Below are 17,214 nucleotides of genomic sequence, written 5' to 3' on the forward strand. Positions count from 1 at the left end.
GAGCGCATGAGCGAGAAAAAAGACCTGCCAGAGGCCGCTAAGCGGGCCCTTGCCGAAGCCGAAGAACGGCGCAAAGCGGCGCAAGCGGTCACGCGGCCCAAAGAGTTGGGCGGGCGCGATGGCCCCGAACCCGTCCGCTATGGTGATTGGGAAAAAAATGGCCTTGCGATTGATTTTTAGCGCCTAGCCAAGCTCGGTGCCAACCGGTAATGCAAACCCGCGCAAAAAACTCTCGCTGTCTTGCGCCGATTTTCCCGCGCGCTGCAACTGAGTTAACCGCAGCGTGCCTTGACCGCAGGCAATTTTTAAATCCGGACTTAGGACCTGCCCCGCAGGTCCCGATGTGCCTGCATCCTCAACCAGCTCAGAGCCCAGACATTTGACCCGATCCCCCAGAGCCATCGTCCAAGCGCCGGGAAACGGGCAGAGCCCGCGAATTTGCCGGTCAACCTCGGCCGCAGGCCGCGACCAGTCGATCCTGGCCTCGGATTTGTCGATTTTCTGCGCATAAGTGACACCCACCGTGTCCTGCGGTGTTGCCGTAAGGCTGCCCAAAGAGTTTAGGGTTTGGATCAACAGCTGCGCGCCCTGCGCGGCCAGTTTATCGTGCAGGCTTGCAGTGGTATCCGCAGCGGTGATCGGCTGCGACCCGCGCAAAAGAACCGGTCCGGTATCAAGACCCGCCTCCATCTGCATGATTGCCACCCCGGTTTCGCTGTCCCCCGCCATAATCGCGCGGTGGATGGGCGCTGCCCCGCGCCAGCGCGGCAACAGCGATGCATGAATATTAATGCACCCATAGCACGGTGCATCCAGAACCGCCTGCGGCAGGATTAAACCATAGGCGGCCACCACGGCCACATCCGCGCCCAGCGCGGCAAACTCTTGCTGGTCATCGGCCGCGGACAGCGCCGCAGGATGGCGCAGTGGCAAGCCGAGCGCGGTGGCACGCGCCTGCACGGCAGTCGGCTGTTCACGTTTGCCCCGGCCCGCAGGGCGCGGCGGCTGGCAATAAACGCAGGTTACCTCATGCCCGGCGTCCACCAGCGCCTCAAGCGCCGGAACCGCAAAATCGGGGCTGCCCATAAACACCACTCTCATGACGTTTTCCGGGCTTTGCGCAGCAGCATATCGCGGCGCAGTTTGGACAGATTGTCAAAATACATCTTTCCATTAAGATGGTCGATCTGATGCTGAACAGAGGCGGCGGCAAGATCGCTAAACTCTTTGCGGTCAATCACGCCTTGGGCATTCAAATAGCGCACAACAACGGTTTTGGGGCGCTTGATTTTCGCGCCTGCACCCGGCAAATTTGGGCTGGCTTCAATTTGCTCGCGCTGCTCGGCTGAGCCGCTTAGAAGTTCTGGATTAGCCATCAAAACGGCTCTGCCTCGCTCATCTGAGGCATCTACAACCGCCAAGCGCAACATCACCCCGATTTGCGGCGCAGCCAAACCCACGCCCGGCATGGCCTCCATTGTATCCACCATATCGGCCCAAATACCCCGAATGTCATCTGTGATTTCGCCGACCGGCTCTGCGGGCTGGCGCAGCCGTGGGTCGGGCCAGCGCAAAAACGGGCGCACCGCCATAACTAAGCGTCCTTTTTGCGCGCCAGCTCACGTTTGAGCTTTTGCATTTTCCGGGTGATCATTTGGCGTTTGAGCGCACCGATATGATCAATGAATAATTTGCCGTTCAAATGATCGATTTCATGTTGCACGCAGGTGGCCCAAAGCCCGTCGAAACCGGCGGTCTGTTCATTGCCATCGCGGTCAATCCAGCGCACTTCAACCTCTTTCGGGCGTGTCACTTCGGCAAATTGATCGGGAATGGACAAACAGCCCTCTTCATAGACGTTGGTTTCCTCAGAGCTGGCCACCACCTCGGGATTAAACATCACCACTGGCTTGGGCGGCACGCCGTCTTCCTTGTCGCAATCCAGTACAATCACGCGGCTTAAAACGCCGATCTGCGGTGCGGCCAACCCCACACCGGGGGCATCATACATGGTGTCCAGCATATCATCAGCCAAGTGGCGCAGTGCATCGCTTAGATCACCAACAGCGGCGCAGGCTTTTTTCAGCCGAGGATCGGGATGAATAAGAATAGGGCGTATCATGGCGGTGATCTAGGACAAAGCGGCGTCCTTTGCAACGCCTCTTGCACAGAGTTTTGAAATCTGTAGTTTGGCCTGACGGTAAGGAAAAGGATGCGATTTCATGCAATTTGACAAGGTCATTAACCGGTACGGAACACGCTCTGTCAAATGGGATGATATGGAGGCATATTACGGTGTTTCGGCGAAAGACGGGATTTCCATGTGGGTTGCCGATATGGATTTTCGCCCGCCGGAATGCGTGCAAAACGTGGTTCGCCAAATGGCCGAGCATGGGATTTTCGGCTATCATGGAAATGACAGCGCCTATCTTAATTCCATTGTGTGGTGGATGCAGAACCGGCACAATTGGTCCATCGACCCCAGTTGGATTTTCACCACCCATGGGCTGGTCAACGGCACGGCGATCTGCGTTGATACCTTTACCGATCCGGGCGATGGTGTGGTGCTATTTACCCCGATTTATCATTCGTTTTTCCGCATTCTTAGCGCCAGTGACCGGCCGGTAATCCAATGTCCGCTGGCAGTTGAGAATGGCCGCTATACGTTGGATTTTGACCGCTATGATGCGATGATGACGGGCGGTGAAAAAATGCTTATCCTCAGCTCGCCGCATAACCCGGGGGGGCGCGTGTGGACCCCCGACGAGCTGCGCGCCATTGGCGATTTTGCCCGCCGCCATGATCTGATTATCGTCTCGGATGAAATCCATCATGATCTGGTCTACCCCGGCCAAAAGCATACGGTTTTTCCGCTCGCAGATGACAGCGTCAACGAGCGATTAATAGTCATGTCTGCCACCACAAAAACCTTTAACATCGCTGGCAGCCACGTAGGTAATGTGATTATTCCCGATAGCAAACTGCGGGCAAAGTTTAAAAAACGTATGGCGGCGCTGGGAATGAGCCCGAATTATTTCGGGCTGAGGATGGCGGCGGCAGCCTATAGCTCCGAGGGGGCCGAATGGGTCGATGGGTTGATGGCCTATCTAGAGGGAAACCGCCAGCTGTTTGATAGGGCCGTAAATGCGCTACCGGGGATTAAATCCACGCCGCTTGAGGCAACCTATCTGGCTTGGGTGGATTTTTCAGGCACCGGCATGAGCCCGGATGAGGTCAAACGCCGGGTGCAGCAAGAGGCCCAACTGGCCGCCAACCATGGTGAAACTTTTGGTCATGGCGGCGAGGCATTTTTACGGTTTAATTTCGCCATGCCGCGCAGTCAGGTGCAAACAGCGGTTGACCGGCTGTCGCAGGCCTTTGGGGATCTTCAGTAGAGCCCACCATCTCTGCCTGATGAAAAGCTGTGCTGGGCATGACTGTCGACACCAAGGATATTTTGGAAGGAGCGATAGCAATGACAAGCCAAAAGGATACAAAATCGTCCGAACCCATGTTGGATAAGGATCTTATGACCCTTTTGGGCATTGAAAGCCCTCACCTTATCACCCAAACGCCAATCGCCTCGATTTGGCGCGTGACGCGCGCAGATAGCAGTTTTGCGGCTTTGAAATGTTATTTTAAAGATGACCTACAAGATGAAGCGCCCGGCTTTGATCTTTTAGCAGCGCAAAATGGTATCGGGGCCGCCAAAATATATGCCCGCTCAAATGCAGCTATTTTGATGGAGTGGCTCGATGGCCCCTTGCTTGGGGATTTAACCCGGGCGGGCAAAGATGAAAAAGCATCACAAAGGCTGCTTGAAACAGCCTTGGCTTTGCATCAAGCGCCGGTCAAAAATATCCCAAGCCTTGATCCTTTGCCGCGCCGGTTCCGCGCATTGCTGGATGCCAAGTTTACCGCCGACTGCCCGGACGGCATTCGGGCGGCTGTGCGCAAAGCCTGCCAGCTGGCCGAGGATTTGCTGGCCGATCAGCAAGATATTCGTCCGCTTCACGGCGACCTGCACCATGATAACATCAAGGCCGGCGACCGCGGTTATCTTGCCTTTGATGCCAAAGGCGTTCTGGGCGAGCGCACGTTCGAGCTGGCAAATGCGTTTCGAAACCCTTTGGGATCCGAGGCCATGGCCCTCCGGCCCGAAACCATTCAAAGGCGCGCCCAGTTATGGTCCGCAGGATTGAACGTTTTAAAACCCCGCCTGCTGTCTTGGGCCGCCGCCTTTAGCGGCCTGTCGCTTGCATGGCATTACAAAAGCACATTCGGGCCCGAAAGCGCAGACCAGATGCGTTTTGTGTCTACCTTGATAAAACTGGCATCCTCTCAAAGTGCTGATCCTCGTAGCCATTAGCTAGAAAAACATTGTCGGTGGACACTCCAAAAACCAGCTTCGCTCAGAAGTTGCTTTGATGGTTTTACCACCGGATTTGGCTTTGGGCATAGTAAGGTTTACAAAGCCGCTTTACGTGAGCAAAGCAATCGGGGCGTTGAGGTCTTTTTCAAAATCAACCGGCGCAATGTCTTGCGCGGCCGTGTTGCGTTTAAATTCAAATTTAAATTCACCGTTTTCTTCGTCAGAGGCCACTATAAGGCATTGTGAGACATGCTGAGCACCGTCAAAAAGATCGACCAAACCGCGCATCTGTGGTGCATCATCCGCATCCACAGAAAACCCAGTTTCCCAGTATTTCAGTACGGGATAGACCTCACCATCAAACCGTACTCTTAGCCGGCTTTTCTGGGTCAGCTCGCGCTTGCGCGCCGCTTCAAGCCCCAACTGGACCTCTTTGGATAAAAATGTACTCATAACAACGTCTCCCAAAGGCCAGTGTGCCGCAGAAATGGTGAATTTCAAGTGAACATTTGGGGGTATCGGCTAATCCTTGCCAAGCTGGCGCCCAAAGGCCCACCATAACGCGGAACGGGGTCAGAAAATCAGGCGTTAACGTGAATTTAGAAATATTTTTTAATGTTATTTTTCATGTATTTAGATTGTTAATCTGCAAGAAAATCAATTGTGAAGTCAAGGGTTTGGCGTCCTGCCATATCCCTTGGATTTCAGCACATGGTATGACTGAAATGCCACAGGTATGGGACAAAACCAGCCTGTGAACGGATACTGGCGTAGACCGGCGCACGCCATCGCCCGCTGCCGACCGCCAATATGCCGTTTGCGAATCGACGCTGCCAGCGCTGGGGTCTTTAGACACGGGCGGCGTAATGGGTCACCATCATCGCAATGTCTTCGGGCGGCGTTGCGCTTTGCACATAGGCACAGGCATTTGAACAATGCTGAAAAATCGAGCCGTCGGAAAAAAAGCTGGTGTTGGTGACAAACATGACCTGCGCGGCTGGCCGCCGGTAATTGGCAAAGTCTGAGATGGCAAAGGCGCTGCCGTTTTCAAGCACCAAATCCAGCACGATCAAATCAAAACTCTGATTTCGCAGGGCCTGAACGGCCGTGCTTTGATCTGCCACCAGAACCACTTTAACCCCAAACCTTTCCAAGGCCCGCTGCCATACTAAACCCAGCTCATATTCACTTTCAACAATTAAAACTTTCATGGCTGACACACTAAAATAAGGAAAATTAAATGAGCGACTAATCCCTATCAAAACCAAAAGTCCTAACAAAAGGTTAACTGAAAAAAAGAATGTTAACACTTTCGAAAGACCTTGTATCTTGGGCTTGAATATACTTGATATCTGTCAAATAGATACGAGGAGTTGATGATCAAAGCCCGCGAAAAAAATAATTTACGCGATCACGGTGGTGGGCTTGATGCGGCGGTTGCTCAGTTCGGCGGCGCGCGTGAAGACTGGCTTGATTTGTCCACGGGAATCAATCCCAGCCCCTACCCCACGGCGCCGTTTTCGCCGCGGTCCATGACCGCTTTGCCCGATCAGGAGGCCTATCAGAACCTGATTGAAGCGGCGCGGCGGTTTTGGTCTGTACCTCGGGCCGCCAAAGTGGTTCCTGCGGCGGGGGCCTCGGCGCTAATCGCGGCGCTTCCGGCTTTGATCCGCGGCCAAAAGGTGGACATTGCCCAGCCCACCTATAATGAACATCAGGCCGCCTTTGATGCCACTGGCTGGACGCTGAGCAATGATCAGCCCGATGTACAGGTCGCCGTACATCCCAACAACCCCGATGGACGCCTGTGGCAAAGCCAAGAGCTTAATGCCCCACTGGCCATCATTGACGAAAGCTTTGCCGATGTGTGCCCCCAGCACAGCCTGATCCATGAAACGGCCCGTCCGGGACGCATTGTGCTAAAAAGCTTTGGCAAGTTTTGGGGGCTTGCAGGGGTGCGGCTTGGGTTTGCAATCGGGGCTGATCCGGTTTTGGATTTGCTGGCCGAGCGGCTTGGCCCATGGCCGGTCTCTGGTCCGGCGCTTGACATTGGCACCGCGGCTTTAAACGATAAGAGCTGGGCCGAAAACACCCGCATCCAACTGGCCAAAGATGCGCGGCGGCTGGATCAAATCCTACTGGCCGCAGGGGCAGAGGGTGTCGGCGGCTGCGATCTTTTTCGGCTGTTTTCGGTTAAAAGCGCAAAGCATTGGCATCAAAAACTGGCCCAGCATCATATCCTAAGCCGTATTTTCCCCTATTCGGATCATTACCTGCGTCTTGGTCTGCCCGGCGCCGATGATTGGGACAGGCTGCAGCGGGCGCTAAGCTAATGGCTTGGGTTCTTTTTTTCGCGCTGCTGCTGGATGCCGCTTTGGGCGAGCCGAAGTGGCTTTGGTCGCGGCTGCCGCATCCGGCGGTGTTGATGGGACGGGCCGTTACGCTGTGCACTTCGACTTTGAACCATGGGCGATACAAAAAAATCAAAGGCGCACTGACGTTGATTATTTTAATTGTGCTTGGCGCCTGCCTTGGACAGATCCTAGGGTTTTTTGGCCCCGTGGCCGAAGTTCTTTGCGCGGCGGTCCTGCTAGCGCAAAAGTCACTGGTGCAGCATGTCCGGGCGGTCGGCAATGGCGCGCGCTATTCCCTGCACGAAGGACGCCGCGCCGTTGCGATGATCGTCGGGCGCGATACTGACCAGATGGATCAGCACCAGATGGTCCGCGCGGCGATTGAAAGCGGGGCAGAAAACCTATCGGACGGGGTGGTAGCGCCGGCCTTTTGGCTATTGCTAGGCGGGCTTCCCGGTTTGCTTATCTATAAACTGGTGAATACAGCCGACAGCATGATCGGCTATAAAACCCCGGCATTGGCCGAGTTTGGCTGGGCTGCGGCGCGGTTTGATGATCTGCTAAACTGGGTTCCGGCGCGGATTACTGCCGCGCTGATCGCGATACAAGGCGGCGTAATCCATGACTGGCGGGCGATCACAAAAGATGCAAGGCAGCACCGCTCGCCCAATGCCGGCTGGCCCGAAGCAGCGATGGCGCGCGCGCTTGGCGTCGCGCTGGCCGGACCGCGCAGCTATGAAGGCACGCAGCGGACCTTTGCCTGGGTCAACCCGCATGGCAACCGCGCTGCAACGCCAAATGATATCGACCGCTCGGTGCGGATGCTGTGGACCACTTGGGCGCTAATGTTGGGGTTTGTGTTACTGATCGCGGTGCTCGGTTAACCCTGCAGGGTGCAAGAAATCTGGCCCTAGAGTATTTTTGCTGCTAGGATGCTGGGCAAAACAGCCGCGAAAATGCGGCAAAAACCTACGAGCAGGAGGCATGGATGTATCGCTTGGTATTTTTGGCGCTGGCTTTGATCAGCGCAACGGGGTTTTCCAGCATCGCAGCAGCACAATCCTGCGGCGGCGGATTTTACAGTTTTGTTCAGGGTTTAAAATCCGAAGCCCGCACGCGCGGCTATTCCAACGCCCTGAGCGATCAGTTTTTTGCTTCTGTTGCCCAAGATCCAAAGGTGATCAAAGCCGACCGCGCCCAAGGTGTGTTTCAGCTGCCTTTTCTAGAGTTTTCGGGCCGCTTAATCAGCAATCACAGGCTTCAGCACGGCGCAAAAAATGCCGCCAACTACAAGCGCGAGTTTGACTTTATCGAACGCGAATTGGGGGTGCCGCGCGGCGTGCTTTTGGCGTTCTGGGCGTTTGAAACCGATTACGGCGCTTTTCAGGGTAACTTTAATACGCTGAACGCTCTGGTCACCTTGGCGCATGACTGCCGGCGGCCGGAACTCTTTAGACCGCAGATTTTTGCCGCGCTTGAGCTGTTCAAACGCGGCGATTTCGATCCAGCCACGACAACAGGCGCTTGGGCGGGTGAGATTGGCATGGTGCAAATGCTGCCCGAAGATATTCTGGTCAATGGCATCGACGGCGACGGCGACGGGCAAGTTAAGCTGAAAACCTCGGCGCCCGATGCTCTGATGTCGGGCGCGTCCATGTTGCGTGCCTTGGGATGGCAGCCCAATCAGCCTTGGCTGCAACAGGTCACATTGCCGGCGGATATGAACTGGTCGCTCACCGGGCTGACCACTGAAAAAACCCTGCGCGAATGGGCGGCGCTGGGTCTGCGCGGGCGGCATAAACCGCTGGCCTCAGATGATTTAATGGCGTCTGTACTGCTGCCGCAGGGGCACAAAGGGCCCGCGTTTCTTGTCTATCCCAATTTTCGCGTCTTTATCGAGTGGAACGAAAGCCTCGTCTATATTACCACTGCCGGTTATTTCGCCACCCTGCTCGAAGGCGGCGCGCCGCTTGATCCGGTGAGCCCGGACACCGGACTAACCGGTGATCAGATGCGGGCGCTGCAACAAAAGCTGGTCGAGCTGGGCTTTGATGTGGGCGATGTGGATGGCATTTTAGGCGCCAAAACCCGCGCTGCGGTGCGCATCGTGCAGGATGTTCTGTCGATGCCCATCGACGGCTGGCCCACCCCGGCGCTACTCGCCAGTTTTTAGCCCCCGCGCGGCGGCGCGGCGCTGTGCATAGAATGCACCTTTGGCGCGCCTTATACCTATTCTTGCGGGCCCAAAGAAAACTCGCCTTTAACTTGTTTTGGCGGGGCGAAGCGGTTATGGTTTTGTCATTAAAGTAAGGGATAACTTAATGGCATTCAAACGGCTTTGGTCTTGGATCGGCCAGAATACGACCCAATTAAAGGTAGTAATTCCGGCACTGTTCGTAATTGTTGGTGGTGGATGGACGGCCTACTTATATTTCAACTCAGAGCAGCCTGTTGCAAATGTAGACCCTGTTCAAGATGTAGCAGTTGTGTCGCAAAACCATTCGGGCCATGGTGATAATGTGGGTGGGGATAAAATCGTACACACCCGCAACCCGCAGGATCGTGGCACCATCGACAATTTAAACGCCGCGCTTGAACTGTATCAGGCGCAACTAGAGGCCAAAAATGTCACCCAGCGCGAATTGGAACAGCAGATTAATGGGCTGCGCGGCGCGCTGCAACTGGCCCAAAGCATTGTGCGCGGCGGCGGCGCATTGGCCAGCGCGGCGCAGACCTTGCTGGACACATTTATCGCCAAGCCGGATGATCCAGCGCTGCCAGCGCAATTTGACGCCCTGATCGCCCGCTATCAAAACGGCCCCATCCAAGACATGATCGCGCTTTATCTTGGGCGCGGCGCGGTTAGCTATTATGGCGATACCCAAGCCTTAAAGCTGAACAAAAAACTGGGACACAAAGAGGGAAAGATATGGTCAAAAAAATTCCCTCAAAGCTCAAATCGGCGTCATACAATGCGCCCAGTAATTACAGCTCTGCTTATCTTCTAATGGCGTTCGGTATGTTGACGATTCCGATTATGGATGTGATCGCGAAGGTGCTCGCCGTAAATGGAATGCCAGGCACACAGGTCGCGTTCGCGCGCTTCGTTGGTCAAGGGCTATTCACACTTGCGATACTACCTATCACAATCCTGATCATTCCAGGAATTTTTGATCAACAATCGTTATCCGCAAAGCAATCAGTACTTACGCGAACCTTGGCCGATCTCAAAGCAGCATGGACAATGACAAATTTCTGGCGAGGTATCGCACTTGCAGGAGCCACGGCTTGCTTCTTTACTGGTCTTGCCACATTACCGCTGCCTGCATCAGCTGCAATCCTGTTTCTTGCGCCGCTTATCTTAACATTGCTCGGCGGAGTTGTTTTAAAAGAAAAACTGACTATCCGCACGGTATCTCTTTGCTTAGCTGGCTTCCCTTGTGTTCTTCTAATCGTCCGCCCGGGATTCGACGGTCTTGGATGGCAAGCACTCTTCCCTCTGGCTGCCGCATTTTTGTTTGCCATATATTTTCTGCTAACTCGAATGGCTTCAAGCCATGGATCGCCCCTTTCTATGCACATTATTGCTGCCCTTTCAGGAACAATTGCCCTCGCGCTATGGCTCTTTATGGGTGATCCGATATCGGACAGTTCGCAAGTTGATTGGCCAACGAGTGCTTCCGCGTGGGTCGCGCTTGCATCACTTGGCGTTATTTCAACTATCTCACACATGGCGATCATCGTCGCGTTTGCTCGCGCTCCAACGTCGAAGCTCGCCCCGCTCAATTACTTAGAGATAGTCTCAGCGACAGTAGTTAGCTTTCTAGTATTCGGAACTTTGCCAGATAGTTGGACTGTGATTGGTGCATCGTTTATTATTGCGATTGGCTATGCTGCTACACGACCAGATTGACCCACTACGTATTCAAAATCAATTGGTATCAAGATGGCAGATAATTATGGCAACCTTGGCATCTTGGCGGATATACGCGGTGATCTGGACGCCACCAAGAGTTTTTATACCCAAGCCTTAAAGCTAAACGAGAAACTGGAGCGCAAAGAGGGGATAGCAAACCAATATGGCAACCTTGGCAATGTGGCGCAGGCGCGCGGTGATCTGGACGCGGCCGAGGGGTTTTATAACCAAGCCTTAAAGCTGAACAAAAAACTGGGGCGCAAAGAGGGGATGGCAAACCAATATGGCAGCCTTGGCAATGTGGCGCGGGTACGCGGTGATCTGGATGCCGCCGAGGGGTTCCATAACCAATCCCTAAAGCTGGACAAAAAACTGGGGCGCAAAGAGGGGATGGCAGCGAATTATGGCAACCTTGGCATTGTGGCGCAGATACGCGGTGATCTGGATGCCGCCGAGGGGTTCCATAACCAATCCTTAAAGCTGAACAAAAAACTGGGAAGCAAAGAGGGGATGGCAGCGAATTATAGCAACCTTGGCCTTCTTGAAGAAGCGCGGGGCAATCCAAAGGCGGCGCGGGACCATTTGATCACAGCGCGGGATTTATTTGCCACCATCGGCATGCCGCATATGGTGGAAAAAACGCAAGGCTTGCTGGATGATTTAGGCCCGTGATGCAGCCCAATATGCATCGGCTGACCCCATAGGCCCGCGCCAGCGCCGCATGGGAAAGGGTTTTCAACCGCCGCCCCTAGTAAAACGGCTTTTACCCCTTTGGCAGCAGCCTGCAGGTTGAGGCCTGCACGGTCGATGGGGTCATGTCATCTGATCTTGGCCTTGGGCCGTCCAGATACAGCGCAGGCGCACGCCCTGCCCCTCAAACTGATCGGCTAGTGTTTTTGCGCAGCGCAGTCTGTCAAAGCGAAAATGCCGCAACGCTTGGCGCAGCTCACACCATGCCACCAGCATCGGGGTTTCAGGATAGAACAAAATAATCAGCGGCCAGATCACCCGCTCGGTCGACCGCCCCTCGCCCGAGGTATAATATATATGGATTTTGCGTTCCAACTGGATCGCTCTGCGCACCTGCGGTAGCGCGTCAAACTGTTCAAAGACAGCGCCCTGCGGCATTGCTATCAAGATAGGATCACCGCGGCACAGCGGCAGTTTATCAAGCGCCCGCCGGGCGGCGCGGGTCAATCCGTGATCCCCAGTGCGCGCCACCAATTCCAACCCCAGCTTGGCCGCCTGGGCCTCATCGGGATCAAACCCAATCGGCGGCATATCGTAGCCGGAGCGCAGCACATATCCCAAACCGGCCGCGCCTTCCAGCGGAATTCGGGCCGCCTGTAAGACAGCAATATCACGGTACACTGTGCGCTTTGACACCTCAAGCCGGCCGGCAATTTCGCCAGCGGTGAGCGGACGGTTGGCCGCCCGAAGCATCTGAATGATGTCAAAGAGCCGATCTATCTTTCGCATTGCATCCCTTGCTGCTGACAGCACGCTGTCAGCAGGCCTAGCCTATCACAGTGGCAGCGATTGGAAAAGGACAAGGCCACCATGAACAAATATCTACTGACCGGAGCCGCGTTGATCATCGTTTCAGCGGTTCTCTTTAGCGCCGCCGGGGCGCTTACAAAGTCGGTCACCGCCACAGCATGGATGATTATTTTCTGGCGCGGCTTGTTCGCCGGCATTTTGACTTTGATCGTGTTGGTGATGTCAGGTCAATTGCTGATCCAGCTGCGATGCTTGCGCTGGCCTGCCCTGATGGCCAGCGCATTTTCCCTTTTGGGAACCATTGCGTTTATTCCCGCGTTTCAAATGACCAGCGTTGCAAAAGTGGCGCTGATCTATGCCACTGTGCCATTTATGGCCGCTGCTCTGGGCTGGGCTGCATTGGGGGAAAGGCCCGCGCGGCGCACAGCGGCTGCAGCGGTGATCTGTTTCATCGGGGTGGCCATTACGTTCAAAAATGCCAGCTTCGGCAGGGCATTGGCCGGGGATGCTTTGGCGGCGTTTATGACTGTTATGATGGCGGCTCATATGCTGATATTTCGTAAGTATCCCGATACCCCTGCGGGACTGACATCGGTGATGTCAAATTTGCTTGTTTTACCTTTGGCATGGATCTGGATCAGCCCGCTGTCCATCGAGCTGCCGCAGCTGCCGCTGTTGGTTTTGTTTGGGGCTGTCACCGCTGGCGCCTTCGTAACCCTATCGCAAGGGGCTAAAGCGCTGCCCGCTTCCTTGACCGCGCTGCTGTCGATTTTGGAAACCCCGCTGGCCCCGATTTGGGCGTGGTTTATTTTGTCTGAGATCCCGTCAAATGCCACTTTAATCGGCGGTGCCGTCATTATGTTTGCGGTGCTCTATGCGCTGTATCAGCCGCCCAAAGCACTCATTCCAAGATGATCGCACCGATTTTGAAAAAATAGCCGTAAAAAACAGTCAGGGAACACACCGCAAGCGCAGGGCCAATTTGGGATAAATCACCCGAGGCAAAGCCTGCGCTACCAAAGATTGCAATGATCCCGATCATGGACCCGAGCCAACCGGCCCGAACCGCCCCGGTGCCAAACTTGGACACCGCACTTTCATCCCCCGCAACGGTTACGCAGAACCCCGCTACAACAACGACAAAGATAAACGACGCCACATCGAAGTACTGACCTACATTTCCCACCGAAAATAATGTGGCTGCGACGAATGCCACGTAAGCGGCCGTAAGAACAATTTTTGTCATATTCATTTTTTCTCTCCTTGAATGGTTAAATTATCATTATGAGAATATTTATAGGCAGAACATGCAACAAGTTTTTACCTGTTTCAGGCTGCGACACCAAAACCGATGCCGGATGGCGAAAGTCAGCCGTGGGCGCGCGTTAGCGGCCCGTTTTTAAAGCTTAGAAAAGCACCAAACACTCTGTCATTAGCCTGAGATTTGGCACCGCTGCAAAACAGCCGTGATACCGACGTGATACTGATATCGCTTTTTTGGGGGAAATCACGGTTTGAAAAAGGCCCTGATCGCAGGGTCAAAGCGCGGGTTAAGCCACCATGCTTTCGGCCTTTTTAAGGTCAACAGACACCAGCTGGCTGACCCCCTGTTCCTGCATGGTGACGCCAAAAAGCCGATCCATCCGCGCCATGGTCACCGCATGGTGGGTGATGATCAAAAACCGCGTGTTCGTGCGCCGGACCATTTCGTCCAGCAGATCGCAGAACCGCGAGACATTGGCATCATCCAGCGGCGCGTCCACCTCATCGAGCACACAGATCGGCGCCGGATTGGCCAGAAATACCGCAAAGATTAGCGCCAGGGCAGTCAGCGTTTGCTCGCCCCCAGACAGCAGCGACAGGGTGCTAAGTTTCTTGCCGGGCGGCTGGCACATAATTTCAAGACCGGCCTCAAGCGGGTCATCACTTTCGACCATCACCAGATTGGCCTCACCGCCGCCAAACAGGTGTTTAAACAAGAAGCTAAAGTTGCTGTTGACCTGTTCAAAAGCGGTCAGCAGCCGCTCGCGGCCTTCGCGGTTGAGGCTGGCAATACCGCTGCGCAGGGTTTTGATTGCCTCTTCCAGATCGGCTTTTTCCTTGGCCAGTTCCTGATGCTCTTGCTCGACTTCTTTGGCATCTTCTTCGGCCCGAAGGTTCACCGCGCCCAGCGCATCGCGCTGCCGTCTTAGCCGGTTTACCTCGGCCTCAATGGTTGCAGAGGGCGGCATTTTTTCACTATCAACATCAAGGCTTTGCAGCAGATTTTGCGGCGTCAGCTGTAAATCTTCTTCGATCCGTTCGGCGGCGGCGGTCACGCTGTCACGGGCCGCTTCGGTGCGGGCTTGTGATCCGGCGCGCGCCTCGCGGGCCTCAGAGGCTGCGCGCTCGGCGTCGCGTTCGCCCATTACCGCCTCGCGCAGCGCGGTTTCGCCAATGGCCAAAGCATCGGCGGCCGTTTTGCGGCGCTCTTCGGCTTCGGTAATGGCGGTTGATAGTTCTTCGCGTTTGGCGGCCAATTCGGCCGGCGCAGCAGTGGCGGTTTCAAGCTCTTGCTCGGCCTCGTTTTTGCGCTCCAGCAGCTCGGCACTGCGCTTTTCGGCAGTTTCAAGCCGCAAGTTCCAGCCTGAGCTTTCCTTGGTAATCTCTTGGCGGCGGCGGGTGCGCGCCTCGCCTTCGCGGCGCATCTCATCTTGGGCCGAACGCTTGGCCATCATTGTCATCCGCGACGCTTCGACGGTGGTTTTTATATCCTCGATCTGGCCGCGCGCTTCATCAAGGTTTCCAAGTTCTGCAACGGCGCGCTCTGCCTCGGCCATCTGGCTGCGCGCCAGAAGTGCCTCTTCTTCATGGCGTTTCACGGCCATTCCAAGGCTCTCCAGCCGGCCCTCTGAAAGATTGCACTCAGCTTCTGCGCGGCTCAGAGCACGGTTGGTTTCCGCGACTTTTTGATCGGCCGCGCGGCGCGCATCTCGCGCCGCTTTGTCGGCCTCGGTGCGGGTGATGAGATCGGCGCTCAGCGCTTCATGCGCCCCGCGCGCCGCATCCCCCCGCGCCGTGGTTTGCGCCATCTGCTGCTTGAGCTCTTCAAGCCGGTTGAGTTGCTGCAAACGCAGAGCCGCCGCTGAAGGCGCGTCTTCTGCCCAAGCGCGGTATCCGTCCCATCGCCATAGGTCGCCTTGCTGGCTCACAAGCCGCTGGCCCGGTCGCAGCATGGGTTGCAATCGGGCGCCATCAGAGGCCTCGACCAAACCGATTTGTCCCATCCGCCGTTTAAGCACATCCGGCACAGATACATGATGGCTTAGCGGTGTGACCCCCACTGGCAAGCTCTGAGCGTCATCATACTGCGGCAGTGTAAACCATCCCGAAGGGCCATCTTCGGCAACCTCGGGGGTACGTAAATCATCAGCAAGGGCAGCGCCCAGTGCTTTTTCAAATCCATGCTCGACTTGCAAACGGTCCAATAGTTGCCCTGCATCGGACGTTTCGCGTTCAACCAGTTTGGCCAAAGCCGCCATCTCGGCGCGCAGGGCATTGGCTTCACCTTCGGCCTCTGAGCGTTTGGCGCGCGCTTCTGCTTCACGTGACTGCGTATCGGCGCGCGCTGTTTCAGCAGCTATTAACGCAGCTTCGCTGGCAGCGGCATCCTCAACCGCCTGCGCTTCATTTTGCCGGGCGGTTTCAAACTGATCTTTGGCCGCGCTTAAAGCGGCCTGAGAGGTACTGACAGCTTGCTGCGCTTTGCCGGCTTCGTCTTCACTTTTGCTCAATGTGCTTTTTGTATCGTCAAGCAAGCGGTGCGCAGATTGATGCTTGGCCGCCAAACGGGCCACATCTTCTGTCAGCTGTGCCAGATCGCTTTCCCGCTCTTGAAGAATGCTGGCCGCATCCCGAGCGGCATCAGTGGCCGCTTCAAGCCGCACGTCGTGGCCTTCGGCGGCTTTGGACAGTTCCTCGGCCTCCCACTTCAGGCGGGCAATGGTTTCGCCGGCGTCCCGGTTCAACCCGCTTTCGCGTTCAATGTCCTGCTCCATTTGGGCAATCCGGCTGCGCAGCGTGTCAATCCGTTGAACGGCTTGGGTTTCTTGATCGCTCAGCGTGTCGCGCTGAACCTGCAAGCGCTGCAAAACTGCGGCGGCAATCGCCTCTTCTTCGCGCAGCGGAGGCAATGCATCATCGGCAGCCACCCTTAGCTTTGCAGCCTGCCGCGCAGCGGTTTCCGATTGCGCCGCCGCCGTGATCCGCTCTTGCAGTTCTTTTTCCGCAGCAAGCCGCGCTTCATCCGCTTCTTTCCAGCGGCGAAACAGCAAAACACCCTCGGCGATGCGCAGCTCTTCACCAATGGCCCTATAGCGCGCCGCCTGTTTGGCCTGACGAGCCAGTTGCGCCAATTGACTGGCCAATTGCTCCAGCACGTCGTCAACCCGAGCTAGATTGGTCTCGGCGCCGTTTAGCTTTAACTCGGCTTCATGACGGCGCTGATAGAGCCCCGATATGCCTGCCGCCTCTTCCAAAACCCGCCGCCGGTTTTTGGGTTTCGCATTGATCAACTCGGCGATTTGCCCCTGCCGCACCAACGCCGGCGAATGGGCACCGGTTGAGGCATCGGCAAACAACATTTGCACATCGCGGGCCCGCACATCTTTGCCGCTGACTTTATAAGCGCTGCCAACATCGCGGGTAATTCGGCGGTTGATATCAAGCACGTCGGTGTCGTTAAAACCCGAGGGCGCAAGCCGCTCGGAATTATCCAGTTGCAGGCTCACCTCGGCGTAATTGCGCGCCGGACGGGTCGCAGCACCGGCAAAAATCACATCTTCCATACCGCCGCCGCGCATGGCTTTCGGGCGGTTTTCCCCCATCACCCAGCGCAGCGCTTCCAGCAGATTTGATTTACCGCAACCATTTGGCCCGACCACGCCCGTAAGCCCATCCGAAATTAGCAATTCGGTTGGGTCAACAAAGCTTTTAAAACCTGTCAAACGCAATTTGGAAAAGCGCACGCGATATCTGCCTATGATTCTGCTCTTTAATATGGTGCCCTGAGGCCTTGGCCAGAGTCAACCAAA

18 protein-coding genes are annotated in these 17,214 nt (G+C 55.7%); 10 read left to right on the forward strand and 8 right to left on the reverse strand.

The window, feature by feature from the left end:
• The first annotated feature begins 6 nt into the window (after window positions 1-6).
• Window positions 7-180 carry a DUF1674 domain-containing protein gene (locus tag GN278_14760; protein ID XAT61908.1) on the forward strand — a complete coding sequence of 58 codons (174 nt, stop codon included), beginning with the start codon at window positions 7-9 and terminating at the stop codon, window positions 178-180.
• A 3-nt stretch (window positions 181-183) separates the two neighbouring features.
• Here GN278_14760 and GN278_14765 read toward each other — a convergent pair whose 3' ends face one another.
• The 3 genes from GN278_14765 to GN278_14775 are packed head-to-tail and all read right to left on the reverse strand — an operon-like array spanning window position 184 to window position 2,122.
• A complete protein-coding gene (locus GN278_14765; GenBank protein ID XAT61909.1) occupies window positions 184-1,101 on the reverse strand; it encodes a methionyl-tRNA formyltransferase in 918 nt (305 codons plus the stop codon).
• Entirely contained in the window at window positions 1,098-1,592 is a 495-nt protein-coding gene (gene def / locus GN278_14770; GenBank protein XAT61910.1) for a peptide deformylase, read from the reverse strand. The genes GN278_14765 and def overlap by 4 nt, the downstream gene beginning before the upstream one ends.
• A gap of 2 nt (window positions 1,593-1,594) precedes the next feature.
• Complete coding sequence (locus GN278_14775) at window positions 1,595-2,122, reverse strand: peptide deformylase (protein ID XAT61911.1); 528 nt, start codon at window positions 2,120-2,122, stop codon at window positions 1,595-1,597.
• Between the two features lie 100 nt (window positions 2,123-2,222).
• Here GN278_14775 and GN278_14780 point away from each other — a divergent pair, with 100 nt between their 5' ends.
• Together GN278_14780 and GN278_14785 are read left to right on the forward strand one after the other, a co-directional pair.
• Window positions 2,223-3,395 carry a putative C-S lyase gene (locus tag GN278_14780; GenBank protein ID XAT61912.1) on the forward strand — a complete coding sequence of 391 codons (1,173 nt, stop codon included), beginning with the start codon at window positions 2,223-2,225 and terminating at the stop codon, window positions 3,393-3,395.
• A gap of 38 nt (window positions 3,396-3,433) precedes the next feature.
• Window positions 3,434-4,369, forward strand: coding sequence for a phosphotransferase (locus tag GN278_14785; GenBank protein XAT61913.1), 936 nt, complete (start codon window positions 3,434-3,436; stop codon window positions 4,367-4,369).
• A 111-nt stretch (window positions 4,370-4,480) separates the two neighbouring features.
• Here the strand turns inward: GN278_14785 and GN278_14790 are convergent, their stop codons facing one another.
• Together GN278_14790 and GN278_14795 are read right to left on the reverse strand one after the other, a co-directional pair.
• Window positions 4,481-4,825, reverse strand: coding sequence for a hypothetical protein (locus GN278_14790; GenBank protein XAT61914.1), 345 nt, complete (start codon window positions 4,823-4,825; stop codon window positions 4,481-4,483).
• A 395-nt stretch (window positions 4,826-5,220) separates the two neighbouring features.
• Window positions 5,221-5,583 (reverse strand): response regulator, encoded by a 363-nt coding sequence (locus GN278_14795; GenBank protein ID XAT61915.1) that lies wholly within the window; start codon window positions 5,581-5,583, stop codon window positions 5,221-5,223.
• 165 nt (window positions 5,584-5,748) lie between these two features.
• On the opposite strand from GN278_14795, the gene GN278_14800 reads away from it, so the two are divergent.
• The 6 genes from GN278_14800 (at window position 5,749) to GN278_14825 (ending at window position 11,314) form a co-directional block, all read left to right on the forward strand.
• On the forward strand, window positions 5,749-6,705 hold the full coding sequence (locus GN278_14800; GenBank protein ID XAT61916.1) for an aminotransferase class I/II-fold pyridoxal phosphate-dependent enzyme: 957 nt from the start codon (window positions 5,749-5,751) through the stop codon (window positions 6,703-6,705).
• On the forward strand, window positions 6,705-7,610 hold the full coding sequence (locus GN278_14805; protein XAT61917.1) for a cobalamin biosynthesis protein: 906 nt from the start codon (window positions 6,705-6,707) through the stop codon (window positions 7,608-7,610). The genes GN278_14800 and GN278_14805 overlap by 1 nt, the downstream gene beginning before the upstream one ends.
• A gap of 104 nt (window positions 7,611-7,714) precedes the next feature.
• Window positions 7,715-8,899 (forward strand): lytic murein transglycosylase, encoded by a 1,185-nt coding sequence (locus GN278_14810; protein XAT61918.1) that lies wholly within the window; start codon window positions 7,715-7,717, stop codon window positions 8,897-8,899.
• Window positions 8,900-9,047: 148 nt separating this feature from the next.
• Window positions 9,048-9,734: a hypothetical protein gene (locus GN278_14815; GenBank protein XAT61919.1), complete on the forward strand. Its 687-nt coding sequence runs from the start codon at window positions 9,048-9,050 to the stop codon at window positions 9,732-9,734.
• Window positions 9,656-10,639 (forward strand): EamA family transporter, encoded by a 984-nt coding sequence (locus tag GN278_14820; GenBank protein ID XAT61920.1) that lies wholly within the window; start codon window positions 9,656-9,658, stop codon window positions 10,637-10,639. The genes GN278_14815 and GN278_14820 overlap by 79 nt, the downstream gene beginning before the upstream one ends.
• 33 nt (window positions 10,640-10,672) lie before the next feature.
• Window positions 10,673-11,314: a tetratricopeptide repeat protein gene (locus tag GN278_14825; protein XAT61921.1), complete on the forward strand. Its 642-nt coding sequence runs from the start codon at window positions 10,673-10,675 to the stop codon at window positions 11,312-11,314.
• A 141-nt stretch (window positions 11,315-11,455) separates the two neighbouring features.
• On the opposite strand, the gene GN278_14830 is transcribed toward GN278_14825, so the two are convergent.
• Entirely contained in the window at window positions 11,456-12,121 is a 666-nt protein-coding gene (locus tag GN278_14830; GenBank protein ID XAT61922.1) for an HTH domain-containing protein, read from the reverse strand.
• A gap of 81 nt (window positions 12,122-12,202) precedes the next feature.
• On the opposite strand from GN278_14830, the gene GN278_14835 reads away from it, so the two are divergent.
• Window positions 12,203-13,057, forward strand: a complete 855-nt coding sequence (locus tag GN278_14835) for an EamA family transporter (GenBank protein ID XAT61923.1) — start codon at window positions 12,203-12,205, stop codon at window positions 13,055-13,057.
• On the opposite strand, the gene GN278_14840 is transcribed toward GN278_14835, so the two are convergent.
• A complete protein-coding gene (locus tag GN278_14840; GenBank protein ID XAT61924.1) occupies window positions 13,044-13,394 on the reverse strand; it encodes a hypothetical protein in 351 nt (116 codons plus the stop codon). The genes GN278_14835 and GN278_14840 overlap by 14 nt on opposite strands.
• Window positions 13,395-13,692: 298 nt before the next feature.
• The gene (gene smc, locus GN278_14845) at window positions 13,693-17,148 is read right to left on the reverse strand and encodes a chromosome segregation protein SMC (GenBank protein ID XAT61925.1); all 3,456 of its coding nucleotides are present in this window, start codon (window positions 17,146-17,148) and stop codon (window positions 13,693-13,695) included.
• Between the last annotated feature and the right edge of the window lie 66 nt (window positions 17,149-17,214).

Source organism: Rhodobacteraceae bacterium Araon29 (assembly GCA_039640505.1).
Classification (GTDB): Bacteria; Pseudomonadota; Alphaproteobacteria; order Rhodobacterales; family Rhodobacteraceae; genus CABZJG01.

Excerpts from the sequence above, each read along its gene's own strand:
- GN278_14795 (XAT61915.1), bottom strand. The coding sequence starts at position 5,583 with ATGAAAGTTTTAATTGTTGAAAGTGAATATGAGCTGGGTTTAGTATGG.
- GN278_14835 (XAT61923.1), top strand. The coding sequence starts at position 12,203 with ATGAACAAATATCTACTGACCGGAGCCGCGTTGATCATCGTTTCAGCG.
- GN278_14775 (XAT61911.1), bottom strand. The coding sequence starts at position 2,122 with ATGATACGCCCTATTCTTATTCATCCCGATCCTCGGCTGAAAAAAGCC.
- GN278_14810 (XAT61918.1), top strand. The coding sequence starts at position 7,715 with ATGTATCGCTTGGTATTTTTGGCGCTGGCTTTGATCAGCGCAACGGGG.
- GN278_14805 (XAT61917.1), top strand. The coding sequence starts at position 6,705 with ATGGCTTGGGTTCTTTTTTTCGCGCTGCTGCTGGATGCCGCTTTGGGC.
- GN278_14760 (XAT61908.1), top strand. The coding sequence starts at position 7 with ATGAGCGAGAAAAAAGACCTGCCAGAGGCCGCTAAGCGGGCCCTTGCC.
- GN278_14780 (XAT61912.1), top strand. The coding sequence starts at position 2,223 with ATGCAATTTGACAAGGTCATTAACCGGTACGGAACACGCTCTGTCAAA.
- GN278_14815 (XAT61919.1), top strand. The coding sequence starts at position 9,048 with ATGGCATTCAAACGGCTTTGGTCTTGGATCGGCCAGAATACGACCCAA.
- GN278_14840 (XAT61924.1), bottom strand. The coding sequence starts at position 13,394 with ATGAATATGACAAAAATTGTTCTTACGGCCGCTTACGTGGCATTCGTC.
- GN278_14790 (XAT61914.1), bottom strand. The coding sequence starts at position 4,825 with ATGAGTACATTTTTATCCAAAGAGGTCCAGTTGGGGCTTGAAGCGGCG.
- GN278_14825 (XAT61921.1), top strand. The coding sequence starts at position 10,673 with ATGGCAGATAATTATGGCAACCTTGGCATCTTGGCGGATATACGCGGT.
- def (XAT61910.1), bottom strand. The coding sequence starts at position 1,592 with ATGGCGGTGCGCCCGTTTTTGCGCTGGCCCGACCCACGGCTGCGCCAG.
- GN278_14800 (XAT61916.1), top strand. The coding sequence starts at position 5,749 with ATGATCAAAGCCCGCGAAAAAAATAATTTACGCGATCACGGTGGTGGG.
- GN278_14820 (XAT61920.1), top strand. The coding sequence starts at position 9,656 with ATGGTCAAAAAAATTCCCTCAAAGCTCAAATCGGCGTCATACAATGCG.
- GN278_14765 (XAT61909.1), bottom strand. The coding sequence starts at position 1,101 with ATGAGAGTGGTGTTTATGGGCAGCCCCGATTTTGCGGTTCCGGCGCTT.
- GN278_14830 (XAT61922.1), bottom strand. The coding sequence starts at position 12,121 with ATGCGAAAGATAGATCGGCTCTTTGACATCATTCAGATGCTTCGGGCG.
- GN278_14785 (XAT61913.1), top strand. The coding sequence starts at position 3,434 with ATGACTGTCGACACCAAGGATATTTTGGAAGGAGCGATAGCAATGACA.